Here is a 25372-nt window from a genome sequence, read left to right as displayed (position 1 = left end):
CGGCGCGCCACCAGGACGCTTCCGACCATGTATGACCTGCCCGATACCCGCGGCCATTTCGGCCCCTATGGCGGTACCTTCGTTTCCGAAACCCTGACCCATGCGCTGGACGAGCTGCGCGAGGCCTACGAGCGCCTGAGCAAGGACCCCGAGTTCGATGCGGAGTACCGCCGCGAGCTGAAGCACTTCGTCGGCCGTCCCTCGCCGATCTATCACGCGCAGCGCTGGAGCGAGATGCTCGGCGGCGCACAGATCTATTTCAAGCGGGAGGACCTGAATCACACCGGCGCCCACAAGATCAACAACGTCATCGGCCAGGCGCTGCTTGCCAAGCGGATGGGCAAGCCCCGCGTGATCGCGGAAACCGGCGCCGGCCAGCACGGCGTGGCGACCGCCACCATCGCCGCTCGCTTCGGCATGGAGTGCGTGGTGTACATGGGCGCCGAGGACGTCAAGCGCCAGGCGGCCAACGTGTACCGCATGAAGCTGCTCGGCGCCACCGTGGTGCCGGTGGAAAGCGGCTCGCGCACGCTCAAGGACGCGCTGAACGAGGCGATGCGCGACTGGGTCACCAATGTCGAGAACACCTTCTACATCATCGGCACCGTGGCCGGCCCGCATCCGTATCCGATGATGGTGCGCGACTTCCAGTGCGTGATCGGCGAAGAGGCCAAGGTGCAGATGCCCGAGATGACCGGCCGCCAGCCGGATGCGGTGATCGCCTGCGTCGGCGGCGGCTCGAATGCCATGGGCATCTTCCACCCGTATATCGATCTGACCGACGTCAAGCTGATCGGCGTCGAGGCAGCCGGCAACGGCATCGACACGGGCCACCATGCCGCCTCGCTGACCGCCGGCTCGCCCGGCGTGCTGCACGGCAACCGCACCTATCTGCTGCAGGATGCCGACGGCCAGATCATCGAGACCCACTCGGTGTCGGCGGGACTGGACTATCCCGGCGTCGGCCCCGAGCATGCCTGGCTGAAGGACATCGGCCGCGCCGACTACGTCTGCATCGACGACGACGAAGCGCTGCGCGCCTTCCACGACTGCTGCCGCATCGAAGGCATCATTCCGGCGCTGGAATCGAGCCATGCGATCGCCTATGCCGCCAAGCTGGCGCCAACGCTGCCCAGGGACCAGCTGCTGCTGGTCAACCTGTCCGGCCGCGGCGACAAGGACATGCACACGGTGGCCGAACGCGCGGGGCTGGTGCTCTGATGCGCGACCTGTTCTCCCCGGCCGACGATCTGTTTGCCGGCGCTCCGGCGCCGGCAGACGGTCCCATTGCCCTGTGCGCGCCGCCGGCGCTGTCGTCGCTGCTGTACCAGGAGGATGTGCTGGACGGCATCCGGCGCCTGGCCGACGAATCGATCGACCTGATCGTGGCCGACCCGCCCTACGGGCTGGGCAAGGACTACGGCAACGATTCCGACCGGCTGTCCGGCCAGGCTTATCTGGAGTGGTCCGAGCGCTGGATCGACGCGGTGGTGCCCAAGCTGTCGCCGCGCGGCACGCTGTATCTGTTCTGCACCTGGCAGTATTCGCCGGAGCTGTTCGTGATGCTCAAGCGCCGCCTGACGATGATCAACGAGATCATCTGGGACCGGCGCGTGCCGAGCATGGGCGGCACCACGCGCAAGTATTCGTCGGTGCACGACAATATCGGCTTCTTTGCCAAGGCCCGCGACTACTACTTCGATCTCGATCCGGTGCGCGTGCCCTACGACGCCGAGACCAAGAAGGCGCGCAGCCGGCCCCGCTTCGAGGGCAAGAAATGGCTGGAGATGGGCTATAACCCGAAGGATCTGTGGAGCGTGCCGCGTATCCACCGGCAGGATCCGGAGCGGGCCGATCATCCGACCCAGAAGCCGCTGGAGATCGTGGAGCGCATGGTGCTGTCCAGCTGCCCGCCGGGCGGCCTGGTGCTGGACCCGTTCACCGGCAGCGGCACCACCGCGGTGGCGTGCGCCAGGCACGGCCGGCGCTTCATCGGCTTCGAGATCAATCCGCAGTACGTGGAAGTGGCGCGCGCGCGCGTCGGCGGCGTGATGCCGCTCGCGCCTGCGGCGGTCCACGCCGCGTCGGCCGCCGCCGCGTCCGCGGACGCCGTTTCCCCCGATCTGAGCGTGTCCGATGCCAGCGCGTCCGACGCTTCCTCCCAGCAGCTCGTATCCTGACCATGTCCCGCATCCAATCGACTTTCGCGGCGCTGTCCGCTCAAGGCAAGAAGGGCCTGATCCCGTTCATCACCGCCGGCGATCCCGAGCCCGGCCTGACCGTGGCGCTGATGCATGCGCTGGTGGAAGGGGGCGCCAATGTGATCGAGCTGGGCGTGCCGTTCTCCGACCCGATGGCCGACGGCCCGGTGATCCAGCGGGCGTCCGAGCGGGCGCTGGCCAAGGGCGTGAGCCTGACGCAGGTGCTGGCCTGGGTGCGCGAGTTCCGCCAGCGCGACAACGACACCCCGGTGGTGCTGATGGGCTACGCCAATCCGATCGAGCGGATGGGCGAACAGGCCTTTGCCGCCGCCGCGCGCGAGGCCGGTGTGGACGGCGTGCTGGTGGTCGACTACCCGCCCGAGGAGTGCGAGTCGTTCGCTCTGCTGATGCGCGAGAACGGCATCGATCCGATCTTCCTGCTGGCGCCGACTACCACCGACAGCCGCATCGAGGCGGTGGCGCGCATGGCCAGCGGTTACCTGTACTACGTCTCGCTGAAGGGCGTGACCGGCTCGGCCACGCTGGACCTGGACAGCGTCGCCGCCCGGCTGCCGCTGATCAAGCGGCACGCCAACCTGCCGGTGGGCGTCGGCTTCGGTATCCGCGACGCACAGACCGCGCGAGCCATCGGCAGCGTGGCGGACGCGGTGGTGATCGGCAGCCGGCTGGTCCAGCTGCTGGAGGATGCCCCCCGCGACCAGGCGGTACAATCGCTGCGTTCGTTTATTGCGGAGATCCGGACGGCACTCGATGCCGCCTGAACGCGCTGACGGGCATGGCCGGGCCGGTGTGGCGGTTCGTATGCCGGTTTCATGTCCGGGCGGCGTCCGTGGTACATTCCGGGCCTGTTTGCTGACGGACCGCCCCTCGCCGGCGGCCGCAGCGCTGCGTCCGCGGCGCCCTGCGCGGCGTGCGGAACGGCCCCGATCCGTAAGGAGCTTTCGATGAGCTGGTTGGATAAACTCCTGCCCCCCAAGATTCAACAGACCGACCCCTCGTCCCGCAAGGGCATTCCCGAGGGCCTGTGGGTCAAGTGCCCCTCGTGCGAGTCCGTGCTGTACCGGACCGATGTCGAGGCCAATCTGCACGTCTGCCCGAAGTGCAGCCACCATATGCGCATCGGCTCCCGTGCGCGCCTGGACGCGCTGCTGGACGCGGAAGGCCGTTACGAGCTCGGCCAGGAGATCGTCCCGGTCGACGCGCTGAAGTTCAAGGACTCGAAGAAGTATCCGGACCGCCTGAAGGCGGCCATGGACGATACCGGCGAGACCGACGCCATGGTGGTGATGGGCGGTGCCATCCATACCATCCCGGTGGTGGTCAGCTGCTTCGAGTTCGAGTTCATGGGCGGCTCGATGGGCTCGGTGGTCGGCGAGCGCTTCGCCCGTGGCGCCCAGGCGGCGCTGGAGCAGAAGGTGCCGTTCATCTGCATTACCGCCACCGGCGGCGCGCGCATGCAGGAAAGCCTGCTGTCGCTGATGCAGATGGCCAAGACCACCGCGCTGGTGAACAAGCTGGCTGCCGCGCGCCTGCCGTTCATCACCGTGCTGACCGACCCGACCATGGGCGGGGTGTCCGCCAGCTTCGCCTTCCTGGGCGACGTGGTGATCGCCGAGCCGAAGGCGCTGATCGGCTTTGCCGGTCCGCGCGTGATCGAGCAGACCGTGCGCGAGAAGTTGCCGGAGGGCTTCCAGCGGGCGGAGTTCCTGCTGCAGAAGGGCGCGATCGACATGATCGTGGACCGCCGCAAGCTGCGCACCGAGCTGGCGCAACTGCTGGCGCTGCTGCAGAAGCAGCCGGCGGACGCCGTGGCCTGAACGGCTTGCGGCTGGTGAGCTGAGGACGCGGACCTGGGTCCGCGTTTTTCATTGGGGTGCGGATCGCGCGCTACCCTCTCCCCCGGCCCCTCTCTCGCTCGCGGGAGAGGGGTGGGGGAGAGGGCCATCGAACGCCACCATGCCTCCCATCCTCCGCCCTACGATATAAATTACCCATACCATGCCCATCTTCTCCTCCCTGCCCGAATGGCTATCCCACCTGGAGACCGCGCACCCGGTCGGCATCGACATGGGGCTGACGCGGATCACCCGGGTCAAGGAAGCGCTGGGGCTGCGCATCGACGCGGTCGTGTTTACCGTGGGCGGCACCAACGGCAAGGGGTCCACCTGCGCGATGCTGGAGCGGATCCTGCTGGAGGCCGGCTACAAGGTCGGCTGCCATACCTCGCCGCATCTGCTGACCTTCAACGAGCGGGCCCGCATCAATGGGGAGATGGCCACCGATGCGCAGCTGCTGCCGCACTTCGAGGCAGTGGAGCGCGCTCGCACCAGCTTCGCCGATCCGGTCAGCCTGACCTATTTCGAATTCACCACGCTGGCGATCATCCACGCCTTTGCGGCAGCCGGGCTGGACGCGATGATCCTCGAAGTGGGGCTGGGCGGGCGCCTGGATGCGGTCAACGTGATCGATCCCGATTGCGCGATCGTTACCAGCGTCGATATCGATCACAAGCAGTATCTGGGCGACACGCGCGAGGCGATCGGCTTCGAGAAGGCCGGCATCTTCCGCCCGCATGTGCCCGCCATCTGCGGCGACCCGATGCCGCCGAAGTCGCTTGTCGAGCATGCCGAGGAAATCGGCGCGGACCTCTGGCTGGTGGGGCGCGATTTCCACCATCAGGCCGCAAAAGGGCAGGAGCGTCAGCAGTGGGACTGGGCCGGGCGCGACCGCAAGCTGAACGGGCTGGGCTATCCGGCCCTGCGCGGGGCCAACCAGCTGCTCAACGCCTCGGCGGCGCTGGCCGCCCTGCAGGCGATGCGGCCCCGGCTGCCGGTGAGCGCGCAGGAGGTGCGCAACGGCCTGGCCTTCGTCGAGCTGCCAGGGCGCTTCCAGGTGATGCCCGGCCGCCCCACCGTCATCCTCGACGTGGCGCACAATCCGCACGCGGCCGCCACGCTGGGGCAGAGCCTGGACAACATGGGGTTCTTCCGCTACACCTATGCCGTCTTCGGCGCGATGGCGGACAAGGACATTGCTGGCATCCTGCGGCACCTGAGCGACAAGGTGGATCACTGGTGCCTGTGCGACCTGCCGACGCCGCGCGCGGCCACCGCCGCGGACCTGCAGGGGCAACTGGAGCAGGCCGGCTTCCAGGCGGGACCGGACAGCAGCGTGACGTGCTTCGCGGGTCCGGAGGCGGCATACCGGGACGCCCTGAAGCGAGCCACCGAGAATGATAGAATCCTTGTCTTCGGATCGTTTTACACCGTGGCCGGCGTGATGGCGTATCGCGCTACCCAGGCCAACTAGGTGGCAAGCAACCAGCCGGGAGCAGCAATGTCGCTGCCGGCGGCAAGGCGTTGAAGGGCGACAATTCCGATGGCCCGACGACGGCCGACGCACTGAACCAGCTATGGGCCTGCTTTCTCTGTTTTCCTCCCGCAAGGGCAACGACGCGGCACCGGGTCGCGGCCGCCGCGAGCGCGCAGCCGATGCCGGCGCCGCGTCCGCGCGAAGCCGCCGCGGCGCGCAGGGAATCAGCGACGATTACCCCGACGATACGCTGGATCCGGAGTTTCCCGCCAAGCAGCGGGCACGGCGCCGCCTGATCGGCGCGGTGGTGATGACCGTCGCGGCGGTCATCGTGCTGCCCATCATCTTCGAAACCGAACCCCGGCCTCCCTCCGACAATATTGCCGTGAAGCTGACCGCCACGCCGGAGCAGGGCCAACGCCCCCGTCCGGAGCCGCGCAAGGCCGATCCGCTGCCGCCGCAACAGCCGGCACGCAGCGACGCCGCCGCGCTCGACGCGGGCGAGGAACTGGTGGAAGAGCCGGCCCGTGGGGGCCAGGTGCAGCAGGTGGCGGACAAGGGCGACAAGCCGGGTGACAAGCCGGAGAAGTCCGAGACGCAAGCCCACAACGGCAGCGGCAAGTATGTGATTCTGGTTGGCGCCTTCTCCACCGAGGACAAGGCGAAGAGCTGGCTGGGCAAGCTGAAGGCGAACAAGGTGCCTGCCTATATCGAGCGCAAGACGATGGCCGATGGCGAGAGGATCCTGCTGCGTGCAGGTCCGTTTGCCGACCGCGACGCGGCCGAGGCCGCGCAGAAGCGCGTCAAGGCCGCGGGCCTGACCGCGAAAGTGGTCGAGCTCTGACCGGGCCGCGAGGCCGCACGTCCTTCGGCATGGAACCCCTCGTCACCGAGTCGCCGACCCTGGTCCAGGCGTTTGCCCCGACCTTCTTCGACTACGCGGTCGCCTTCGTGCTGATCGCCTCGGCCATGATCGGCCTGCTGCGCGGCCTGATGCGCGAGCTGTTGTCGCTGGTGGGCTGGGTGGTGGCGCTGTGGGTTGCCTACCACTATGGCAGCGTGGCGGCGCAATGGATGCCGGAGTCGCTGCCCGGCGGCGAACTGGCACGCAGCGCCGCGGGGTTCGGCGCAATGTTCATCGGCACCTTCATCGCCGCGGCGCTGGCCGGTGCCGTGGTCGGACAGTTGCTGGAGACGACCGGGCTCAAGCCCGCGGACCGCGGCCTGGGCTTTGCGTTCGGGCTGGTGCGCGGCGGCCTGCTGGTGATGTTGCTGGTGACGCTTGCCGGCTTTACCCGGCTGCCGGAGGAACCTTTCTGGCGGGACGCGGTGTCCCGCCCCTATGTGATCGCAGCGATGGAAGCGGTGCGCCCCTGGTTGCCCCCGGAAATCGCCAGGTACGTCAAGACGTAACGCCGGATCTGGTTCCGGCAAACAGGGTGTGCTGGCTGTTCTGACGGCAGGGTGCACCGGAACGAAGCCTTTCCTGGGAGTTTGGCATGTGCGGTATCGTCGGCGCGGTTTCCACCTCGCCCGTCAATCAGCTGATCTACGACAGCCTGCTGCTGCTGCAACACCGTGGCCAGGACGCCGCGGGCATTGCAACAGCCAACGGCAGTACCTTCCATATGCACAAGGCCAACGGGCTGGTGCGCGACGTGTTCCGCACGCGCAACATGCGCAGCCTGCCGGGCTTTGCCGGCATCGGCCAGGTCCGTTACCCGACCGCCGGTTCGGCTTCCAGCGAGGAAGAAGCGCAGCCGTTCTATGTCAACGCGCCCTACGGGATCATCCTCGCCCACAACGGCAACCTGACCAACTGGCAGCAACTGCGGGAGGAGATGTTCCGGCGCGACCGTCGCCACATCAACACCCATTCCGACACCGAGGTGCTGCTGAACGTGCTGGCCGACGAGCTGCAGCGTGCCAGCAATGGCACCTCGCTGGATCCCGACACCATCTTCGCCGCGGTATCGGGTCTGCACCGGCGCGTGCGCGGTTCGTATGCCATCACCGCGCAGATCGCCGGCTACGGCATGCTCGCGGTGCGCGATCCGTTCGGCATCCGGCCGCTGTGCCTGGGCAGCATCGACACTCCCTCCGGCAAGGAGTGGATGGTCGCGTCCGAGTCCGTGGCGCTCGAGGGCATCGGCTTCCGGCTGGAGCGGGACGTCGCGCCGGGCGAGGCGATCTTCATCGACCTGGACGGCAAGCTGTACACGAAGCCGTGCGCAGACAATGCGGTGCTGAACTCGTGCATCTTCGAGTACGTCTATCTGGCCCGGCCGGACTCGTGCATCGACGGCGTGCCGGTCTACGACGCGCGGCTGCGCATGGGCGACTACCTCGCCGAGAAGATCCGCAACGAGGTGAGCGCGGGCGACATCGACGTCGTGATGCCGATCCCCGATTCGAGCCGTCCGGCGGCGATGCAGGTGGCCAACCGCCTGGGCGTCAATTACCGCGAAGGCTTCTTCAAGAATCGCTATGTCGGCCGCACCTTCATCATGCCGGGCCAGGCGGTGCGCAAGAAATCGGTGCGCCAGAAGCTGAACGCGATGGGCGTCGAGTTCAAGGGCAAGAACGTGCTGATCGTCGACGACTCGATCGTGCGCGGCACGACCTCGTTCGAGATCGTGCAAATGGCGCGTGACGCCGGCGCCAACAAGGTGATCTTCGCGTCGGCCGCGCCGCCGGTGAAGTTCCCCAACGTGTACGGAATCGACATGCCGACGCGCAGCGAGCTGGTGGCACACGGGCGCACGCATGACGAGATCGCGCGCATCATCGGTGCCGACAAGCTGGTGTATCAGGATGTCGAGGACATGAAGCAGGCGGTGCGCGACATCAACCCGGCGCTGCGCGACTTCGAGGCATCGTGTTTCGATGGCCGCTATATCACCGGCGATATCGACGAGGCCTACCTCGACCGCCTCGAAACCGCGCGCAGCCAGTCCGACCGCGAAGGCACCGGCGGCGAGACGGAACGTTCCCAGCTGCATCTGCAACGCACGGCGGTCAACGAGTAAGGGCAGCCGCGCAGTACCGGCCCCTGCTGGCCCTCTCCCCCGGCCCCTCTTCCACACTTGGGAGAGGGGAGCATAACCATCGGTCTTCCTCTCCTCTCCCGCCTGCGGGAGAGGGGCCGGGGGAGAGGGCAAACGGGCGCCCGCCAACCCAACCGCCCTCCGCACCACCACACACGACATCATGAACGACCCGCTCGACCTCGACTCCCTCGGCATCGACACGCTCGGCGTCCGCGCCGGTACCCTGCGCAGCGAGTTCATGGAGCACTCGGAGGCGATGTACCTGACCTCCAGCTTCTGCTTCGGCAGCGCGGCGGAGGCCGCCGAGCGGTTTGCCAATGCCGAGCACGCCTATACCTACTCGCGCTTCACCAACCCCACCGTCAGCATGTTCCAGAAGCGGCTGGCGGCGCTGGAAGGCGCGCAGGCCTGCATGGCGACGGCGTCGGGCATGAGCGCGATCCTGTCGGTGGTGCTGTCCACCATGCAGGCAGGCGACCATCTGGTCAGCTCGCGCTCGATCTTCGGCTCGACCATGACGCTGTTCTCGAATATCTTCTCGAAGTTCGGCGTCGAGACCACCTATGTCGATGGCACCGACCTGGCGCAGTGGCGAGCCGCGGTGCGCCCGAACACGAAGTTGTTCTTCCTCGAAACGCCGTCCAATCCGCTGACGGAAGTGGCCGACATCCGCGCCGTGGCCGACATCGCCCACGATGCCGGCGCGCTGCTGGTGGTCGACAACTGCTTCTGCTCGCCGGCGTTGCAGCAGCCGATGCGCTTTGGCGCCGACGTCGTGGTGCACTCGGCCACCAAGCATATCGACGGCCAGGGCCGGGTGCTGGGCGGCGCGGTGCTCGGCAGCGAGGAGTACATCATGGGCAAGGTGTTCCCCTTCGTGCGTACCGCGGGGCCGACGCTGTCCGCCTTCAATGCCTGGGTACTGCTCAAGGGCATGGAGACGCTGGCCATCCGCATGGAGCGCCATTCGGCCAGCGCACTGGCGCTCGCGCAATTCCTGGAGTCGCACCCGGCCGTGGCACGGGTCTACCATCCGGCGCTGCCATCGCACCCGCAGCACGACATCGCGATGCGGCAGCAGAGCGGGGGCGGCGCGATCGTCTCGTTCGAAGTGAAGGGCGACAGCCCCGAGCAGCAGCGCGCCAATGCCTGGCGCGTGATCGACAACACCCGGGTCTGCTCGATCACCGGCAACCTGGGCGACACCCGCACCACGGTCACCCATCCCTACACCACCACGCACGGCCGCATGGCGCCCGAAGCGAAGGCGGCCGCCGGCATCACGGAAGGCCTGATCCGCATGGCGGTGGGGCTGGAGTCGGTCGAGGACCTGAAGACCGATCTGCTGCGCGGGCTGGGACAATAAGGACAGCAGGCACGGTAAACGCAGCGGGGGCGGCGAGGGCCGCCCTTCAGCGCAGCAGCCGCCGCCGCAGCAACACCATCGCCACCAGCAGCGCCACCGCGGCATAGGCGGCCAGCACCGCCAGATGCAATCCGACCTGCTGCGGCTCCCGCCCCAGCATCAGCGGACGGATCACATCGACCGCGTGCACCAGCGGCAACGCCTGCGTGGCGACACGGGCGCCGGCGGGCAACTGCTCCAGCGGGAAGAACACCCCGGAGAGCAGCAGCATCGGCGTGATCACCAGGGTCTGGTAGAACATGAAGAAGTCGTAGCTGGGCGCCAGCGCCGTGACGATCATCGCCAGGCTGGCGAAGGCGATGCCGGCCAGCACGATCACCGGCAGCGCCATCAGCGCGCCGGGAAGCTGCGCGTAGCCCAGCGCGGCGGCCACCAGCATGATTGCCAGCCCCGACAGCACGGCCTTGCTGGCCGCCCACAGCACCTCGCCCAGCACCACGTCCCCGAGCGTCAGCGGCGCATGCATGATCGCCTCCCAGGTGCGCTGCACATGCATGCGCGAGAAGGCGGAGTACATCGACTCGAAGCTGGCCGACATCATCACGCTGGACGCGGTCGTGCCGGCGGCGAGAAAGGCGATGTAGGAGACGCCGTCGACCCTGCCGACCAGCAGGCCCAGTCCCAGGCCCAGGCCGAACAGGTAGATCATCGGATCGGCGAGATTGCCGATCATCGACGGCACCGCCAGCTTGCGCCAGACCCGGTAGTTGCGGTACCACACCATGGTCCAGTTGCGCAGGTTGCGGGGCCACAACGGCTGCGGATAGCTGCCGCGCACTGCCGCCTGACCCATGGGCGCTTCGGCGCGGGCGTCCGCCCTGGTCACCGCGCTGGCGCGGGCTTGCTCGGGATCTCGTTCGCTCATCTTCGAAGTCCTTCTCAATCGCGCATCTCGCGCCCGGTCAGCTTCAGGAACACATCCTCCAGATTTGCCGGACGGTGCAGGTACCGCAACCCGGGGCGGCCCTGCAGGGCGGCGAGCAGCGGGTCGGGTTCGCGCACGTAGCAGAACAGCGTCTCGCCGCTCATCTCGATCCGCAGCGTCAGCGGTGCCAGCTGTTCGCGCAGTCCGCCGAGCTCGTCACCATAGACTTCCACCACGTCGCAGCCGATCTGTGTGTCGATCAGCTCGTGCGGCCGACCCTCGGCAATCTTGCGGCCGGCGTCGATCACGCACAGGTAGTTGCACAGGCGTTCGGCCTCTTCCATGAAGTGGGTGGTCAACAGGATGGTCTTGCCGGACGCCAGCAACGATTTGAGCCGGTCCCAGATCAGATGGCGAGCCTGGGGATCGAGGCCGGTGGTCGGCTCGTCCATCACCAGCAGATCGGGGTCGTTGATCATCGCGCGGGCCACTGTCAGGCGGCGCCGCATGCCGCCTGACAGGTCCTTGACCTGCGCGTCGGCGCGGTTCTCGAGCCGGGCGAATTCCAGCAGCGCGGGCACCCGGCTTTCGATCTGCGCGCGGGACAGGCCGAAATAGCGGCCGAAGATGCGCAGGTTCTCCACGACGGTGAAATCGGGGTCCAGATTGTCGAACTGGGGCACCACGCCGACGCGCATGCGGGCCTGGGGAGCGCGCTGCGGGACCGGCTCCCCGCATAGCGTCAGTTCACCGGCATCGGGCGTCGTCAGGCCCAGCAGCAGGCGCAACGTGGTGGTCTTGCCCGCCCCGTTCGGGCCGAGCAGGCCAAAGCACTGGCCGCGTTGCACGCGCAGGCTCAGGCCATCTACCACGGTGGTCTGGCCATAGCGCTTGCGCACGTCATGCAGTTCGAGGATGGCTGTCAAGGCAGGGGCTCCGGTTCGCGCCGCTCGCAATGCCGTCATTATGCCCATGGCTGGGGGCGCGAGGTTTCTGCGGTGGTCGGCAAGTGCCCGATGCCCTCTCCCCGGCCCGTCTCCCGCAAGCGGGCGAGGGGAGCAAACCGGTCGCGCTGGCGGGTGAGAAAGCGAGGCGGCGGCGCGTCAGCCGGAGCGCTGGCGGCGGCCGCCGCGCAGCAGCTCGGCCATGCCTTGCAGCACGGCGCCGAGCGCGATGCCTACGCTATCGGCGAACAGGTCGATCCAGTCCGCGTCCCGGTACGGTGTCATCCATTGCAGGCACTCGATCAGCGCGCCGAAGACGAGCAGGCCGGCGACCACCGCGCCGGTTCGGCCGGGATAGGCGCGCCAGCCCAGCAGGGCGAGCGTGGAGAAGGCGAGCAGGTGATTGCCCTTGTCCCAACCGGTGCCGGTGACGGGCGCGGACGGCGGCAGCAGGGACAGTACCAGCACGCAGGCCAGGCACAGCCAGAAGGCCAGGCGCCAGTGGGGGGAGGTCAGCCGAGGGACGGTAAGCATCCGTTAGCGCATCGGGGCAAAGTCAGGAGTGGCACTTTACCAGCGTGGGCGGGAACGGTGAGGGCGCGGCGAGCGGGCTGCGTGCGGCAGCGAACAGCGGGCGAGATGCAGGCGAGGTGCAGGCGTGCGGCGACAGGCAGGCGAGGACGCTGCCAGACAGACGTAGCAGAAGGATCGGGGCGGCGTCGCCCTGCGAAGGGCGCTGCCCGAGGCACCGGTCATCCCCGGCTGCCGTGCGCCAGTGGCGCGCAGGCGATAAGCCGGGGCGGAACCGGAGAGGCTGTAATTAGTACAGCTTCTTGGGAAGCATCTGCATGCGCAGGCGCTTGCGCAGGCGCGACTCGGCGGCCTTCTTCTTGCGCTTGCGCTCGGTGGTCGGCTTTTCGTAAGCGGTACGGCTCTTCAGTTCGACGATCAGGCCATTTTGCAGAATGGCCCGACGGAAACGTCGCATGGCCACTTCAACCGGCTCGCCCGGCTTCAATACGATCTTGGTCAAGGGTTGTCCTCGGCATGCCGCTTCACGCGGCGGGTTGGAACGGAGAGTATCGACGGCGCAAGCCCCGCAGGAGCGTCGCCCATACTCGCGAATGCTGGCCTGCATGGCAATTCCTCCGGCGTCTGCGCGAGGGAAAACCGGAGCGCCTGGAACAGGCGCGGGCGGTCGATTTGCCTGCCGGCTGCGTAGCCGGCACGGATCTGCCCCGAAAAAGCGGGGCCTGGCGTCACGGCAGCTGGCCAGCCCAAGCCGTGTCGTGTGAAATGATGCATTCTGCGTTCCAGCCCTGACTCGCGAGGAGGGGCGGACAGCGAACCTGGCGTTCGCCAGCGGCATGCACCAGTAAAAAAGCCCGCCATTCGCATGGCGGGCCTCCTGTTCTTTGGCTCCCCGACCTGGGCTCGAACCAGGGACCTGCGGATTAACAGTCCGTCGCTCTACCGACTGAGCTATCGGGGAACAGCTGAGAAAAGGATTATAGCCAGTTTCTTGTTACTTCGTCAACAAGGTTTCGACAGTTTCCTGTCGTTTGTTCCTGTTGCCAAAGCCGCCGGCTCGGCCGCAACGGCGCCGGAGAGAGCCGGACGCAGGCGAAGGGCGCATTATAGAGCGGGCGACCGGCAGGGGCAAGAAAAAACCGCCCCGAAGGGCGGTTTGCAGTCGTGCGACTCGCCTGGTCCGGTGTGCCGGTCAGTCGAACGTCGGCGTTTCGACGCCGAGGATCTTGTGCAGCTTCGGCGAGGTGGTCGTGTACTGCATGTGGATCTTCTTCTCGGGGAAGATGTAGGGCGCGGCGCCGAAGGCGGCCAGCGCGGCTTCATGGAAGCCCGAGAGGATCAGCTTCTTCTTGCCGGGGTAGGTGTTGATGTCGCCAATGGCGAAGATGCCCGGGATATTGGTCTGGAATTTCTCCGTGTCGACCTTGATCTGCTTGCGCTCCAGATCCAGGCCCCATTCGGCGATCGGGCCAAGCTTGGGCGACAGGCCGAAGAACACCAGCAGGTCGTCCACCGGCAACCGGCGCGTGACGCCGTCACCGCCGGTGACCTTGATCTCGGTCAGCACGCCGTCCTTCTCTTCGTAGCTGCTGATCTGGCCGACCAGGAACTGCATCTCCATCTGTTCGCACAGTTCCTTCATCTTGGCGACCGACGCCGGCGCGGCGCGGAAGCCATCGCGGCGATGGATCAGCACCACCGATTCGGCCTTGCCGACCAGGTCCAGCGTCCAGTCCAGCGCCGAATCGCCACCACCGACGATCACCAGGTTGCGGCCGTGGAAGCGGCTCGGATCCTTGACGCGGTAGAACAGCTGCTTGCCGTCGAACTTGTCGATGCCGTCGACCTTGAGCGTGCGCGGCTGGAACGAACCCACGCCGGCGGCGATGAAGATCGTCTTGGTGATGAAGCGGGTGCCGAGCGACGTCTCGACGAAGAAGCGGTCGTCCTCGCGGCGCTCGACCACGGTCACTTCCTGGCCAAGGTGGAAGGTCGGCTCGAACGGCTCGATCTGCTTGAGCAGATTGTCGGTCAGCTCCTGGCCGGTGCAGATGGGCACGGCCGGGATGTCGTAGATCGGCTTGTCCGGATAGAGCTCGACGCACTGGCCGCCGACGCTCTTGAGCGAGTCGATCACGTGGGCCTTGATTTCGAGCAGGCCGAGTTCGAACACCTGGAAGAGACCAACCGGACCAGCGCCGACGATCAGCGCATCGATCTCCAGCGGCTGGCCGCCGCCACTGGCGCTGGTGGCCTTGCCGGTGGTGTCGGCAACGGGGGTGGGAATGCTCAAGTCCATAATCGTCCTGATACGTTCGGGGGGCAGCAATTGCCCCGCATTTCGGGAAAGCGGGTGGGGCGCTTCCTTTATCGTTGTGCGGTGTCAGCGCTGCAGGTACTGCAGCTTGCCGGTGACGTCCTTGAACTCCTCGGCCTCGGGCAGCGGGGTCTTGGTCTTGGTGATGGACGGCCAGCTGCGCGCCAGCTCGGCATTCAGGTCGATGAATTCGAGCTGGTCGGCCGGCACGTCTTCCTCGGCATAGATCGCGTTGACCGGGCATTCCGCCACGCAGACCGCGCAATCGATGCACTCGTCGGGATCGATCGCGAGGAAGTTGGGGCCCTCGCGGAAACAATCGACCGGGCACACGTCAACGCAATCGGTATAGCGGCAACGGATGCAGGATTCGGTGACAACGTGAGTCATTTCGGTTCCAAAAACGGATCGGCTTCGATGGGAGACGTTGGGGCCGCTGGTCGGGTCTTGCCATGACCGGCAGGGACGCGATCGCAGATCCCTTGCTGCCGGCTTGCCGCTCTCGCGTAATATCGGTTGAGCGAGACACCGCGCGTGCCGATGCGGCGGGCGCGGGCGAGCGCGGTCCGCGGCCCTTCAAAGAACGATATTGTAGCCGACCGGACCGGCCCGGGCAGCGGTCCTATATAGCGCAATCAGATAGTTTTCTTATTTCTTTATGCGCAGTGTATTGACTCCGGAATGTGCACGAAGCCCCGCGTGATGCGGGGGGGGCGGAGCGGGTGGGCGCGCGCAGCGGCGCCGGTGCTTGCGCCGATATTCGCGCCGATATTCGCCCCGACATTCGCGTCGATCCCCGCATTGAGAACCGTAGCATCGCGCGGCAGCAGCGCGATGCGGTAGCATGTGGGACCAATCCGGCACCTTGCTGAGGCGTCCGGCGTTCCCTCGCAGCCCTGCCATGATTATCCAGTCACTGCTCGATACCGATCTGTACAAGTTCACCATGATGCAGGTCGTGCTGCATCATTTTCCGGCGGCCCAAGTCGAATACCGCTTCAAATGCCGCAACGCCGGGGTCGATCTGCGTCCGTATATCGACGAGATCAAGACGGAGATCGACGCACTGTGCAAGCTGCGGTTCACCGAGGAGGAACTGGCCTGGCTGCGCGGCCTGCGCTTCATCAAGAGCGACTTCGTCGACTTTCTCGGCCTGTTCCAGCTCAACGCGAAGTACGTTTCGGTGACGCCGTCGCCCAAGGACAACGGCGAGATCGATATCACGATCCGTGGACCGTGGCTGCACACCATCCTGTTCGAAGTGCCGCTGCTGGCCATCGTCAACGAGGTGTATTTCCGCCATACCCAGCCGTTTCCCAACTGGGACGAGGGCCGCCGGCGCCTGACGGAGAAGCTGGCGCTGCTGCGCATGCCCGGCCGCACCGACTGCGTGATCGCCGACTACGGCACGCGCCGCCGCTTCTCGCGCGACTGGCAGGAGGAAGTGCTGCAGAGCATGAAGCAGGTACTGGGGCCGCAACTGGCCGGCACCAGCAACGTCCACTTCGCGCGCATGCACAACCTGATTCCGCTGGGCACGATGGCCCACGAGTACCTGCAGGCGTGCCAGTCGCTCGGGCCGCGGCTGCGCGATTCGCAGGTGTTCGCGCTGGAAACCTGGGCACGCGAATATCGCGGCGACCTGGGCATCGCGCTGTCCGACACGTACGGCTTCGACGCCTTCCTGAACGACTTCGACCTCTACTTCTGCAAGCTGTTCGACGGGGTCCGGCACGATTCCGGCGATCCGGTCGCCTGGGGCGAACGGATGCTGGCCCACTACGCCGCCAATCGGGTCGATTCGCGCAGCAAGACGCTGATCTTCAGCGACAACCTGAACATCCCGCGCGTGGTCGAGCTGTACGAGCGCTTCAGCGGGCGTTGCCGGCTGGCCTTCGGCGTCGGCACCAACCTGACCAACGACCTCGGCTACACGCCGCTGCAGATCGTCATCAAGATGGTTCGCTGCAATGGGCAGCCGGTCGCCAAGCTGTCCGACACGCCCGAGAAGACGATGTGCGACGACCCGGCCTACCTGACCTATCTGCGCCAGGTGTTCGGCGTCGAGGCTGCCGCCTGAATCCGCCTCGATCCGGGCCGATCCGGATTCGAGCGTGCGAGAGCCGCCCCTTATAATTGCCGGGTTGAATCCGGACCGCCATCCCACGAGCTTGCGCATGACCCAGAACCCGTCCGCCGACTCCACGCTCGCGCCGTTGAACACCGACAGCGTCCGCAACCGCATCTTCGCCCGCATCCGCGCCGCGCAGGGACGCCCGGCCCAGACTACCCAGGGCGAGCGCGAGGCCGTTGCCGACTATCTTCAGCGGCACCCGGCCGGCCCGCGTCCCGGCATAGCGGGCGACGTCACGGAAGCGTTCGTCGTGCAGGCGCAGAAGATGGCCTCGACGGTAGAGCGGGTGCGCTCGCATGCCGAGGTGCCGGCGGCGGTGGCGCGCTATCTGCAGGCCCTGGCGCTGGCGCCACGCGCGGTCGCGTGGCCGGCACTGTCTGCGCTGGACTGGCAGGCGGCTGGCGTCGAGGTCGAGTACCGGCCGCCCGTGCGCGATCCCCAGGCCGACCGCGAGCACGGCGATCTGGTCGGTATCACCGGCTGCTTCTGTGCGGTCGCCGAGACCGGCTCGCTGATGCTGCTGTCGGGGCCGGAGTCGTTCGCTTCCGGCGCGCTGTTGCCGGAGACCCATATCGCGGTGGTGCCGGTCTCGCGCATCGTGCCGGACCTGGAAGCGGCCTTCGCGCTGGTCCGTAGCGAGCGCGGCGAGTTGCCGCGCGCCACCAACGTCATCAGTGGCCCGTCGCGCACCGGCGATATCGAGCAGACCATCGTGCTTGGCGCGCACGGGCCATATCGCGTCCATGTCGTGCTGATCGAGCAGGACTGACGTCTCCATCCCCCGGCGGCCCGCGTGGCCGCCTGTCATGCCGGCCCTGCGTCGCCACGTCCCCCGTTCGGCGTACACGCGGCGCCGGCATGCCATCCGCAGTGCCTCGCATGCCGCCTTGCCGTTCCGCGCAAAGGCGGGCTGTCCAGTGTTTTCTCCGGGAGATTCCAACCGATGCCATCCGTGCTTGCCCGTCTGTCGATTTCCATAGCGGCGGTGCTGCTGCCTTCGCTGGCCCAGGCTGCGGAACTGGACGGGGCCACGCTGTCGCCACTGTGGGCCGTGCCGTTCGCCGGCGTCCTGCTGTCGATCGCGCTGATGCCGCTGGCGGCGCCACGGTTCTGGCACCACCACTACGGCAAGGTCGCGGCGGGATGGGCGCTGCTGTTCCTGGTGCCGTTCGCACTGTCCTTCGGCGCGCACGCGGCACTGGCCGGACTGGCGCACGCGCTGCTGGCCGAGTACCTGCCGTTCATCGTGCTGATCGGGGCGCTGTACACGGTGGCGGGCGGCATCTGCGTGCACGGCAACCTGCACGGCACGCCGCGGCTCAATACCGGCATCCTGGCGCTGGGCACCGTGCTGGCCAGCATCATGGGCACCACCGGCGCGGCGATGCTGCTGATCCGGCCGCTGCTGCGCGCAAACGACAATCGCCGCCATGTCGCGCACGTGGTGGTGTTCTTCATCTTCCTGGTGGCCAACGCCGGCGGCGCGCTGACGCCGCTGGGCGACCCGCCGCTGTTCCTTGGCTTCCTCAAGGGCGTCGATTTCTTCTGGACCTTGCAGCATATCCACCTGGAGACGCTGTTCCTCTGCCTGTCGCTGCTGGCGATCTTCTATCTGGTCGACCGTCACTACTACCTCAATCGGGAAGAAGAGCTGCCCGCCGGGCAGGATCCGACGCCCGACTCCCGCGATATCCGCATCGAGGGCAAGGCCAACTTCCTGCTGCTGGCCGCTGTAGTGGGACTGGTGCTGATGAGTGGCCTGTGGAAGCCGGGCATCAGCTTCGACGTGCTCGGCACCGAGGTCCCGCTGCAGTCGCTGGTGCGCGATGTCGCGCTGGTGGGCGTCGCGCTGCTGTCGCTGCTGATCACGCCCGAGGGCGCGCGGGTGGGCAACGAGTTCAACTGGGAGCCGATCCTCGAAGTGGGCAAGCTGTTTGCCGGCATCTTCCTGACCATCATTCCGGTGATCGCCATGCTGCGCGCCGGGACCGACGGGGCCTTCGCCGGCGTGATTCACGCGGTCAGCGACGCCGCCGGGCGGCCGATCGACGGCATGTATTTCTGGGCGACGGGCCTGCTGTCCTCCTTCCTCGACAATGCGCCAACCTATCTGGTCTTCTTCAATACCGCGGGCGGCGACGCTGCCACGCTGATGACGCGCGACGCCTCCACGCTGGCGGCGATCTCCGCGGGCGCGGTGTTCATGGGGGCCAACACCTACATCGGCAATGCGCCGAACCTGATGGTCAAGGCGATCGCCGAGAACCGCGGCGTGCGCATGCCCAGCTTCTTCGGTTATATGCTGTGGTCCTGCGGCGTGCTGGTGCCGCTGTTCCTGGCGATGACCTTCCTGTTCTTCCGCCTTTGATCCGGATCCTGCCATGACCGCATCCGCTTCCGTATCCCGTCCCGCCGTGCTCGTGACCCGCGCGATCTTTCCCGAGGTGATCGAGCGGCTGTCGCAGTATTTCGAGGTCGACCACAACCAGCCGGACGAGGTGCTGGACGGCGCCGCGCTGCGCGCGCGGCTGGCGGGCAAGGCCGGCGTGCTGGCCAACGCCGCCGACCGGATCGACGCCGAACTGGTCGCGGCGCTGCCGTCGCTGCGCGCGGTGTGCAATATGGCGGTGGGCTACAACAATCTCGATCTGCCGGCGCTGACCGCCGCCGGGATCGTCGCCACCAATACCCCGGACGTGCTGACCGAGACCACCGCCGATTTCGGCTGGGCGCTGCTGATGGCCACCGCTCGCCGGGTCACCGAGTCGGAGCACTGGCTGCGCGCGGGGCACTGGCAGCGCTGGGCCTATGACATGTTCCTCGGCATGGACCTGCATGGCAGCACCCTCGGCATTCTCGGCATGGGGCGGATCGGCCAGGCACTGGCGCGGCGCGCGGCGGGATTCGGCATGACGGTGCTGTACCACAATCGCTCGCGGCTACCCGAGCAGACCGAGCAGGCGCTGCAGGCGCGCTATGTCAGCAAGGACGAACTGGTGGGCCAGTCGGACCATCTGCTGCTGGTGCTGCCCTACAGTCCGGAAAGCCATCATGCGATCGGTGCCGCCGAACTGGCGAAGATGAAGCCCTCGGCGACGCTGGTCAACCTCGCGCGCGGCGGCATCGTCGACGACGGCGCGCTGGCGCGGGCGTTGCGCGAGCGGCGCCTGTTCGCCGCGGGCCTCGATGTGTTCGAGGGAGAACCGGACGTGCATCCCGATCTGCTGACCGTTCCCAACGTGGTGCTGACCCCGCATATCGCCAGCGCCTCGGAGAAGACTCGCCGGGCGATGGCCGACCTGGCCGCCGACAATCTGATCGCCGCCCTGGATGCGGGCCCGGATGCCGGCCGGCCGCCCTGCGTGGTCAATCCCGAGGTGCTGCCGCGCCGGCGCTGACCCTTCTACGCGCTGCCCGCACCGCGGCGTGCCTGTCCAACCGTTGCTATAGCCGTCCTGCATGTCCTGGCCCCTGATCCTGATCCTCGCCGCGCTGGCGGTCATCCTGTTGCTGCAACTGGTCCTGCTGTTTCGCCGCTCGGGGGCGGCGGGCGCCGAGCAGGACGTGCTGCTGCAGCGGCTGGCCGACTGGCGCGAACGCGGCGAGCGCGACAGCGAACGGCTCGAGCGCAGCCTGCGCGCCGAGGTCGCGGACGCTGCGCGCATCGGCCGCGAGGAGCAGGCCGCCAGCCTGCACCGTTTCGCCGCCAGCCTTCAGCAGCAGGTGACGCAGCTGTCGGAGGCGAACGAGCGCCGTCTGATGGAAGTGCGCGCGACGCTGGAGCAGAAGCTCAAGGACATCGAGGCCAACAATGCGGCGAAGCTCGACGAGATGCGCCGCACCGTCGACGAGAAGCTGCATGCCACGCTGGAGCAGCGGCTGGGCGAGTCGTTCCGCCTGGTGTCGGACCGGCTCGATCAGGTCCATCGCGGCCTGGGCGAGATGCAGGCGCTGGCGCAGGGCGTGGGCGATCTCAAGCGCGTGCTGACCAACGTGAAGACCCGTGGTACCTGGGGCGAAGTCCAGCTGGACATGCTGCTGGAGCAGATCCTGACGCCCGACCAGTACGCCCGCAATGTCGAAACCGTGCGCAATACCGGCGCCCGGGTGGAGTTCGCCATCCGGCTGCCGGGCCGGGAATCGTCCGGTGCGGGTGCCGCGCGCGCCGACAGCGGCACCGTCTGGCTGCCGATCGATGCGAAGTTCCCGAAGGAGCAGTACGAGCGGCTGTGCGATGCCCAGGAGCGCGGGGATGTGGAGGGGGTCGCCACGGCGGGCCGGGAACTGGAAACGGCGGTGCGGCGGGAAGCCCAGACCATCGCCGAAAAGTACCTGTCACCGCCCGCCACCACCGATTTCGCCATCCTGTTCCTGCCGACCGAAGGGCTGTACGCGGAAGTGCTGCGGCGTCCGGGACTGGCCGATCAGTTGCAGCGCCAGCACCGCGTCACGATCGCCGGCCCGACCACGCTGACCGCGTTGCTCAACAGCCTGCAGATGGGCTTCCGCACGCTGGCGCTGGAGAAGCGGTCCAGCGAGGTGTGGGAGGTGCTCGGCGCGGTCAAGACCGAGTTCGGCAAGTTCGGCGAGGTGCTGGCGCGCACGCGGCAGACACTGGAGCGCGCGGCCCGCAATATCGAGCAGGCCGAGGTGCGCAGCCGGCAAATGGAACGCAAGCTGCGCAAGGTCGAGGCGCTGCCGGAGGACGATACCCTGCGGTTGCTCGGCGCCGCCGAGGCGCCCGAGGGGGCGGATGAGCCGGGGGCGGGCGAGGCCGACCTGCAGGGACCGGCAGCGACCAGTGGCGGCACGGTGTAGGCGGTGCTCTCGTCCGCGGGCAACAAAAAAGCGCATCGATCGATGCGCTTTTTGGTTGGCGGGAACTGCAACCAGTCGGCGGCTAGTCGGCAGCCAGCCGGCGGCTAGTCGGTCTGGGCCGGCAGCGGACGGATCGTGACCTCGATGCCGCCGAACCGGGCCGCCACCCAGTTGTAGGCCTTGCAGGCCAGCCACAGCAGTCCGAAACCCACCAGCGCGTTCAGGATCAGCGCGGTGAAGACCGTGATGCCGGGCAGGTCGCCATAGCGCACGAAGGCCACGAACAACCCCATCGACACGATCGGCACCGAGAAGCACAGATAGACCAGCACGAGGGCCCGGGCGGTCTTGACGGGGTGGAGGTAGGAAATCTCCTGATTCATGACGACGATGGCAGTCCGGTTGGTGGGTTGCGCTTGCTTGCGTTCGCTTGCGTTTGAATTGGGCAAGTGTAGCGAATGGGGCGACAGGCGACTAGCCGATGCCCCGGCCGCGATGCGTCAAAAAAACCACAGTCGCGCGGTCGCCCGGCCCGGGTCAGATCAGGCCCTCGAACAGCATCACGTCGACCGGATCGCCGGCGGCGACGCCACCCTGCTGGTGCCCCAGCACGATGAAGCAGTTCGCTTCGCTCATCGACCGCAGCACGCCGGAGCCCTGCTGGCCGGTGATACGCACCTCCCACTGGCCGTCGGCGCCGGGGGCGAGGATGCCGCGCTGGTACTCGGTGCGGCCGGGCTTCTTGCGGATGGCCTGCGCGCTGCGCACCCGCATCAATGGCGGCGCGGCCAGGTCCGTGCCCATCATGCGATGCAGCGCCGCGCGGACGAAATGGTAGAAGGTCACCATCACCGCCACCGGGTTGCCGGGCAGGCCGAACAGCAGCGCCTCCTTGCCATTGGACGCGATGCGCCCGAAGGCCATCGGCCGGCCCGGGCGCATGGCGATCTTCCAGAAGGTCACGTCGCCCAGCCGGGCCATGATCGCCTTGGTGTAGTCCGCTTCGCCGACCGACACGCCGCCCGAGGTGATCACCGCGTCGGCGTTCTCGCACGCCGTGCGAAACGCGGCTTCCAGCGCGGCGGGGTCGTCGCGCACCACGCCCATGTCGATCAGCTCGACGCCCAGGCGCGTGAGCATCGCGTGCAGCGTATAGCGGTTGGAGTCGTAGACGCAGCCGGCGTCGAGCGTCTCGCCGATCGAGCGCAGCTCGTCTCCGGTGGAGAAGAAGGCGACGCGCAGGCGACGCCGCACCCGCACCTCGGCGATGCCCAGCGAGGCAAGCAGTCCCAGGTCGGCCGGGCGCAGCAGCCGGCCCGCGCGCAAAGCGGGTTTGCCGGCCGCCAGATCCTCGCCGCGGAACCTGCGGTTGTCGCCGGCACGCACGGCATCGGCGGCAAAGCGGATGGTGTCGCCGTCCACCTCCACGAGCTCCTGGGGAATCACGGTGTCACAGCCCGCCGGCATCACGGCCCCCGTCATGATCCGCACTGCGGTGCCGGCGGCCGGCGCGGGCAGGCCGGTATCGCCCGCCAGCGCGGTGCCGGCCACGGTCAGCACGGCGTCGCCGGAAGCGGGCAGGTTGGCAGCGTTGAAGGCATAGCCGTCCATCGCCGCGTTGTCATGCGCGGGAACGTCGATCGGCGACACCACGTCCTCGGCGAGCACGCGGTCCAGGGCCGTGCGGATGGCCAGTTGTTCGATGCCGGTGACCGGCTCGACCACGTCGGCAATGATCCGGTTGGCCTGGTCCACCGGCAGCGCGGTCGGATCGTAGTCGGACAGGCAGGAGATCACGGATTGCAGCGATGGCATGGCGGATCGAATGAAGTCGAAGGGGGCAGGGAAACGGGGCTTACTGACGCGACTCGAAGCCGCGCAGATCGTCCAGCGTGTTGATATTGGCGAAGGCGTCGTGATCGGGAAACTCGACTTCGGCCAGCCGGTGTTGCGCGGCCCAGGCGTCGATCTTGCGGCCGCCGCCGTTCAGATAGGCCATCAGGCTGTCCAGCGCCGTGTGCGGCATCAGCAGGAACACCGGCTGGGTCTGCCGCCGGCCGGATGCATCGATGGTGACCGGCATCGCCATCTCCGCGCCGCTTTCCTCGATCGCCTGCGCCAGCCGCGCGACCAGGTCGGTGGGCAGGAACGGGGAATCGCACGGCGCGGTCACCATCCAGCGGGTCTGGCACTGCTCGAGCCCGGCCAGCATGCCGGCGAGCGGCCCGGCGAAGTCCGGCACGGAATCGACCACGACCGGCACCCCGAACGACTCGTAGGCGGCCACATTGCGGTTGGCGTTGATCATCAGCTCGCCAGTCTGCGGCCCCAGCCGCATCATCGTGTGCATCACCATCGGTGCGCCACGCAGCGTCTGCAGCCCCTTGTCGGTGCCGCCCATGCGGCTGCCACGGCCGCCGGCGAGGATCAGGCCGGTGATATCGTCACGTTCAATCATTTGTCGGAACGGTTGGCCCGTGCCGGGCGTACCAGACTCGGCGCACCGGCGAACGGGATGGGTTGCGAGGCAGACCGCCCGGGAGGGACGCATGCGGCGCGCCATGGCGCCCCCCGGGATTCAGCCGCCGATATAGGACATCTCGATTTTCTGCGCGGCGCGGGCGGCGCGGACCGACGGGTTGCCGCGCTGCTCCGAATAGTTGTCCTGCCGCGCCCGCCAGATGGCGGCGATCGCGTTGGAAATCTGCAGGTCGCTGTAGCCGCCGCGCAGCAGCGCGCGCAGGTCGTACCCCTCGGTGGCGAACAGGCAAAGGTAGAGCCGGCCCTCGGTGGACAGCCGGATGCGGCTGCAGTCGCCGCAGAAGGCCTGCGTGACGCTGGAAATCACCCCGATCTCGCCGGCGCCATCGCGATAGCGCCAGCGCTTCGCGGTCTCGCCGCTGTAGTTCGGGTCCATCGGCTCCAGGCCGAAGGCGGCGTCGATGCGCGAGACCACTTCCGACGACGGCAGCACCTCGTCCATGCGCCAGTGATTGCTGGCGCCGACGTCCATGAATTCGATGAAGCGCACGATGATGCCGGTGCCGCGGAAATGGCGGGCCATCGGCACGATCTGGTCGTCGTTGGTGCCGCGCTTGACCACCATATTGACCTTGATCGGCGCCAGTCCCGCCGCCTGCGCGGCCTCGATGCCGCGCAGCACGTCCGCCACGGCGAAATCGACATCGTTCATCCGGCGGAAGGTCGGGTCGTCGATCGCGTCGAGGCTGACGGAAACCCGCGAGAGGCCGGCGTCGCGCAGCGACGTGGCCTTGCGCGCCAGCAGCGACGCGTTGGTGGTGAGCGTCAGGTCCAGCGGCCGGCCGGACACCGTCGGAATCCGCGCCAGCATGTCGACCAGCTTCTCGATGTTCTTGCGCAGCAACGGCTCGCCGCCGGTCAGCCGGATCTTCTCCACGCCATGCGCGACGAACAGCCGCGCCGTCCGCTCGATCTCCTCGAAACTGAGCAGTTCCGAATGCGGCAGGAAGCGGTAGTCCTTGTCGAACACTTCCTTGGGCATGCAGTAGACGCAGCGGAAATTGCAGCGGTCGGTCACCGAGATGCGCAGGTCGTGCAGCGGCCGCCCGCGCAGGTCGGCGACCAGCCCGTCCGGTTGCTGCAACTGCTCGGGGATCGACGGACGCATCGAGTGGTATCGATGCTCCCGCAGGTCGAAGATGGGGATGACGGATTCGGTCATGTTCAGTGATGCCCGGCCCATGATGGCGCCGCATGCCGCCATTCTAATCG

Annotated in this window: 24 protein-coding genes and 1 tRNA gene; 14 read left to right on the top strand and 11 right to left on the bottom strand. The window is 67.5% G+C overall.

Annotated features, from left to right (window positions below; all coding sequences use genetic code 11):
- The first annotated feature begins 27 nt into the window (after positions 1–27).
- The 9 genes from trpB to K6V06_RS05130 all read left to right on the top strand — a co-directional run bounded on the left by trpB (position 28) and on the right by K6V06_RS05130 (position 9950).
- Positions 28–1221: a tryptophan synthase subunit beta gene (gene trpB / locus K6V06_RS05170; RefSeq protein ID WP_222240605.1), complete on the top strand. Its 1194-nt coding sequence runs from the start codon at positions 28–30 to the stop codon at positions 1219–1221.
- Positions 1221–2180 (top strand): site-specific DNA-methyltransferase, encoded by a 960-nt coding sequence (locus tag K6V06_RS05165; RefSeq protein ID WP_255581606.1) that lies wholly within the window; start codon positions 1221–1223, stop codon positions 2178–2180. Before trpB ends, K6V06_RS05165 begins: the two co-directional genes overlap by 1 nt.
- A gap of 2 nt (positions 2181–2182) precedes the next feature.
- Positions 2183–2983 carry a tryptophan synthase subunit alpha gene (gene trpA / locus K6V06_RS05160; RefSeq protein WP_222240603.1) on the top strand — a complete coding sequence of 267 codons (801 nt, stop codon included), beginning with the start codon at positions 2183–2185 and terminating at the stop codon, positions 2981–2983.
- A gap of 183 nt (positions 2984–3166) precedes the next feature.
- Positions 3167–4039: an acetyl-CoA carboxylase, carboxyltransferase subunit beta gene (gene accD / locus K6V06_RS05155; RefSeq protein WP_222240601.1), complete on the top strand. Its 873-nt coding sequence runs from the start codon at positions 3167–3169 to the stop codon at positions 4037–4039.
- Positions 4040–4220: 181 nt separating this feature from the next.
- On the top strand, positions 4221–5531 hold the full coding sequence (gene folC, locus K6V06_RS05150) for a bifunctional tetrahydrofolate synthase/dihydrofolate synthase (RefSeq protein WP_222240599.1): 1311 nt from the start codon (positions 4221–4223) through the stop codon (positions 5529–5531).
- 103 nt (positions 5532–5634) lie between these two features.
- Positions 5635–6378, top strand: a complete 744-nt coding sequence (locus tag K6V06_RS05145) for an SPOR domain-containing protein (RefSeq protein WP_222240597.1) — start codon at positions 5635–5637, stop codon at positions 6376–6378.
- A gap of 29 nt (positions 6379–6407) precedes the next feature.
- Complete coding sequence (locus K6V06_RS05140) at positions 6408–6947, top strand: CvpA family protein (protein ID WP_222240595.1); 540 nt, start codon at positions 6408–6410, stop codon at positions 6945–6947.
- 86 nt (positions 6948–7033) lie between these two features.
- Complete coding sequence (gene purF, locus K6V06_RS05135; protein ID WP_222240592.1) at positions 7034–8563, top strand: amidophosphoribosyltransferase; 1530 nt, start codon at positions 7034–7036, stop codon at positions 8561–8563.
- Between the two features lie 181 nt (positions 8564–8744).
- Positions 8745–9950 carry an O-succinylhomoserine sulfhydrylase gene (locus K6V06_RS05130; RefSeq protein ID WP_222240590.1) on the top strand — a complete coding sequence of 402 codons (1206 nt, stop codon included), beginning with the start codon at positions 8745–8747 and terminating at the stop codon, positions 9948–9950.
- Positions 9951–9996: 46 nt separating this feature from the next.
- Here K6V06_RS05130 and K6V06_RS05125 read toward each other — a convergent pair whose 3' ends face one another.
- The 7 genes from K6V06_RS05125 to fdxA form a co-directional block, all read right to left on the bottom strand.
- Complete coding sequence (locus tag K6V06_RS05125; protein ID WP_370637389.1) at positions 9997–10875, bottom strand: ABC transporter permease; 879 nt, start codon at positions 10873–10875, stop codon at positions 9997–9999.
- Positions 10876–10889: 14 nt separating this feature from the next.
- On the bottom strand, positions 10890–11840 hold the full coding sequence (nodI, locus tag K6V06_RS05120; RefSeq protein WP_222240589.1) for a nodulation factor ABC transporter ATP-binding protein NodI: 951 nt from the start codon (positions 11838–11840) through the stop codon (positions 10890–10892).
- A gap of 138 nt (positions 11841–11978) precedes the next feature.
- Positions 11979–12353 (bottom strand): VanZ family protein, encoded by a 375-nt coding sequence (locus K6V06_RS05115; protein ID WP_222240587.1) that lies wholly within the window; start codon positions 12351–12353, stop codon positions 11979–11981.
- A 286-nt stretch (positions 12354–12639) separates the two neighbouring features.
- Complete coding sequence (rpsU, locus tag K6V06_RS05110) at positions 12640–12957, bottom strand: 30S ribosomal protein S21 (RefSeq protein ID WP_222240585.1); 318 nt, start codon at positions 12955–12957, stop codon at positions 12640–12642.
- 278 nt (positions 12958–13235) lie between these two features.
- Positions 13236–13311, bottom strand: a tRNA-Asn gene (locus tag K6V06_RS05105).
- 231 nt (positions 13312–13542) lie between these two features.
- On the bottom strand, positions 13543–14649 hold the full coding sequence (locus tag K6V06_RS05100) for an NAD(P)/FAD-dependent oxidoreductase (protein ID WP_222240583.1): 1107 nt from the start codon (positions 14647–14649) through the stop codon (positions 13543–13545).
- Positions 14650–14733: 84 nt separating this feature from the next.
- Entirely contained in the window at positions 14734–15057 is a 324-nt protein-coding gene (fdxA, locus tag K6V06_RS05095) for a ferredoxin FdxA (protein ID WP_222240581.1), read from the bottom strand.
- A 511-nt stretch (positions 15058–15568) separates the two neighbouring features.
- Here fdxA and pncB point away from each other — a divergent pair.
- The 5 genes from pncB to K6V06_RS05070 all read left to right on the top strand — a co-directional run bounded on the left by pncB (position 15569) and on the right by K6V06_RS05070 (position 21619).
- Positions 15569–16747 carry a nicotinate phosphoribosyltransferase gene (pncB, locus tag K6V06_RS05090; protein WP_222240579.1) on the top strand — a complete coding sequence of 393 codons (1179 nt, stop codon included), beginning with the start codon at positions 15569–15571 and terminating at the stop codon, positions 16745–16747.
- Between the two features lie 97 nt (positions 16748–16844).
- On the top strand, positions 16845–17570 hold the full coding sequence (locus K6V06_RS05085) for a lactate utilization protein C (protein WP_222240577.1): 726 nt from the start codon (positions 16845–16847) through the stop codon (positions 17568–17570).
- 174 nt (positions 17571–17744) lie between these two features.
- The gene (locus K6V06_RS05080) at positions 17745–19169 is read left to right on the top strand and encodes a sodium:proton antiporter (RefSeq protein WP_222240575.1); all 1425 of its coding nucleotides are present in this window, start codon (positions 17745–17747) and stop codon (positions 19167–19169) included.
- Between the two features lie 13 nt (positions 19170–19182).
- Positions 19183–20199, top strand: coding sequence for a D-glycerate dehydrogenase (locus tag K6V06_RS05075; RefSeq protein ID WP_222240573.1), 1017 nt, complete (start codon positions 19183–19185; stop codon positions 20197–20199).
- Positions 20200–20260: 61 nt separating this feature from the next.
- The gene (locus tag K6V06_RS05070) at positions 20261–21619 is read left to right on the top strand and encodes a DNA recombination protein RmuC (RefSeq protein ID WP_222240571.1); all 1359 of its coding nucleotides are present in this window, start codon (positions 20261–20263) and stop codon (positions 21617–21619) included.
- Positions 21620–21723: 104 nt separating this feature from the next.
- On the opposite strand, the gene K6V06_RS05065 is transcribed toward K6V06_RS05070, so the two are convergent.
- From K6V06_RS05065 to moaA, 4 genes are all read right to left on the bottom strand, one after another.
- Entirely contained in the window at positions 21724–22002 is a 279-nt protein-coding gene (locus K6V06_RS05065) for a hypothetical protein (protein WP_222240569.1), read from the bottom strand.
- Between the two features lie 154 nt (positions 22003–22156).
- A complete protein-coding gene (glp, locus tag K6V06_RS05060; protein WP_222240567.1) occupies positions 22157–23434 on the bottom strand; it encodes a gephyrin-like molybdotransferase Glp in 1278 nt (425 codons plus the stop codon).
- A 40-nt stretch (positions 23435–23474) separates the two neighbouring features.
- A complete protein-coding gene (gene mobA, locus K6V06_RS05055; RefSeq protein ID WP_222240565.1) occupies positions 23475–24077 on the bottom strand; it encodes a molybdenum cofactor guanylyltransferase MobA in 603 nt (200 codons plus the stop codon).
- 120 nt (positions 24078–24197) lie between these two features.
- Complete coding sequence (gene moaA, locus K6V06_RS05050) at positions 24198–25322, bottom strand: GTP 3',8-cyclase MoaA (RefSeq protein WP_222240563.1); 1125 nt, start codon at positions 25320–25322, stop codon at positions 24198–24200.
- Between the last annotated feature and the right edge of the window lie 50 nt (positions 25323–25372).

It is taken from the genome of Cupriavidus sp. AU9028 (assembly GCF_019795295.1).
Taxonomy (GTDB): domain Bacteria; phylum Pseudomonadota; class Gammaproteobacteria; order Burkholderiales; family Burkholderiaceae; genus Cupriavidus.
The sequence above is the reverse complement of the archived record's forward strand: the minus strand, read 5'-3'. Positions and strand labels throughout refer to the sequence as shown.

Excerpts from the sequence above, each read along its gene's own strand:
- accD (WP_222240601.1), top strand. The coding sequence starts at position 3,167 with ATGAGCTGGTTGGATAAACTCCTGCCCCCCAAGATTCAACAGACCGAC.
- K6V06_RS05065 (WP_222240569.1), bottom strand. The coding sequence starts at position 22,002 with ATGAATCAGGAGATTTCCTACCTCCACCCCGTCAAGACCGCCCGGGCC.
- purF (WP_222240592.1), top strand. The coding sequence starts at position 7,034 with ATGTGCGGTATCGTCGGCGCGGTTTCCACCTCGCCCGTCAATCAGCTG.
- pncB (WP_222240579.1), top strand. The coding sequence starts at position 15,569 with ATGATTATCCAGTCACTGCTCGATACCGATCTGTACAAGTTCACCATG.
- rpsU (WP_222240585.1), bottom strand. The coding sequence starts at position 12,957 with ATGCAGGCCAGCATTCGCGAGTATGGGCGACGCTCCTGCGGGGCTTGC.
- trpA (WP_222240603.1), top strand. The coding sequence starts at position 2,183 with ATGTCCCGCATCCAATCGACTTTCGCGGCGCTGTCCGCTCAAGGCAAG.
- K6V06_RS05165 (WP_255581606.1), top strand. The coding sequence starts at position 1,221 with ATGCGCGACCTGTTCTCCCCGGCCGACGATCTGTTTGCCGGCGCTCCG.
- K6V06_RS05085 (WP_222240577.1), top strand. The coding sequence starts at position 16,845 with ATGACCCAGAACCCGTCCGCCGACTCCACGCTCGCGCCGTTGAACACC.
- K6V06_RS05145 (WP_222240597.1), top strand. The coding sequence starts at position 5,635 with ATGGGCCTGCTTTCTCTGTTTTCCTCCCGCAAGGGCAACGACGCGGCA.
- K6V06_RS05130 (WP_222240590.1), top strand. The coding sequence starts at position 8,745 with ATGAACGACCCGCTCGACCTCGACTCCCTCGGCATCGACACGCTCGGC.
- fdxA (WP_222240581.1), bottom strand. The coding sequence starts at position 15,057 with ATGACTCACGTTGTCACCGAATCCTGCATCCGTTGCCGCTATACCGAT.
- mobA (WP_222240565.1), bottom strand. The coding sequence starts at position 24,077 with ATGATTGAACGTGACGATATCACCGGCCTGATCCTCGCCGGCGGCCGT.
- trpB (WP_222240605.1), top strand. The coding sequence starts at position 28 with ATGTATGACCTGCCCGATACCCGCGGCCATTTCGGCCCCTATGGCGGT.
- K6V06_RS05075 (WP_222240573.1), top strand. The coding sequence starts at position 19,183 with ATGACCGCATCCGCTTCCGTATCCCGTCCCGCCGTGCTCGTGACCCGC.
- K6V06_RS05140 (WP_222240595.1), top strand. The coding sequence starts at position 6,408 with ATGGAACCCCTCGTCACCGAGTCGCCGACCCTGGTCCAGGCGTTTGCC.
- moaA (WP_222240563.1), bottom strand. The coding sequence starts at position 25,322 with ATGACCGAATCCGTCATCCCCATCTTCGACCTGCGGGAGCATCGATAC.
- K6V06_RS05080 (WP_222240575.1), top strand. The coding sequence starts at position 17,745 with ATGCCATCCGTGCTTGCCCGTCTGTCGATTTCCATAGCGGCGGTGCTG.
- K6V06_RS05100 (WP_222240583.1), bottom strand. The coding sequence starts at position 14,649 with ATGGACTTGAGCATTCCCACCCCCGTTGCCGACACCACCGGCAAGGCC.
- glp (WP_222240567.1), bottom strand. The coding sequence starts at position 23,434 with ATGCCATCGCTGCAATCCGTGATCTCCTGCCTGTCCGACTACGATCCG.
- K6V06_RS05125 (WP_370637389.1), bottom strand. The coding sequence starts at position 10,875 with ATGAGCGAACGAGATCCCGAGCAAGCCCGCGCCAGCGCGGTGACCAGG.
- folC (WP_222240599.1), top strand. The coding sequence starts at position 4,221 with ATGCCCATCTTCTCCTCCCTGCCCGAATGGCTATCCCACCTGGAGACC.
- K6V06_RS05115 (WP_222240587.1), bottom strand. The coding sequence starts at position 12,353 with ATGCTTACCGTCCCTCGGCTGACCTCCCCCCACTGGCGCCTGGCCTTC.
- K6V06_RS05070 (WP_222240571.1), top strand. The coding sequence starts at position 20,261 with ATGTCCTGGCCCCTGATCCTGATCCTCGCCGCGCTGGCGGTCATCCTG.
- nodI (WP_222240589.1), bottom strand. The coding sequence starts at position 11,840 with ATGACGGCATTGCGAGCGGCGCGAACCGGAGCCCCTGCCTTGACAGCC.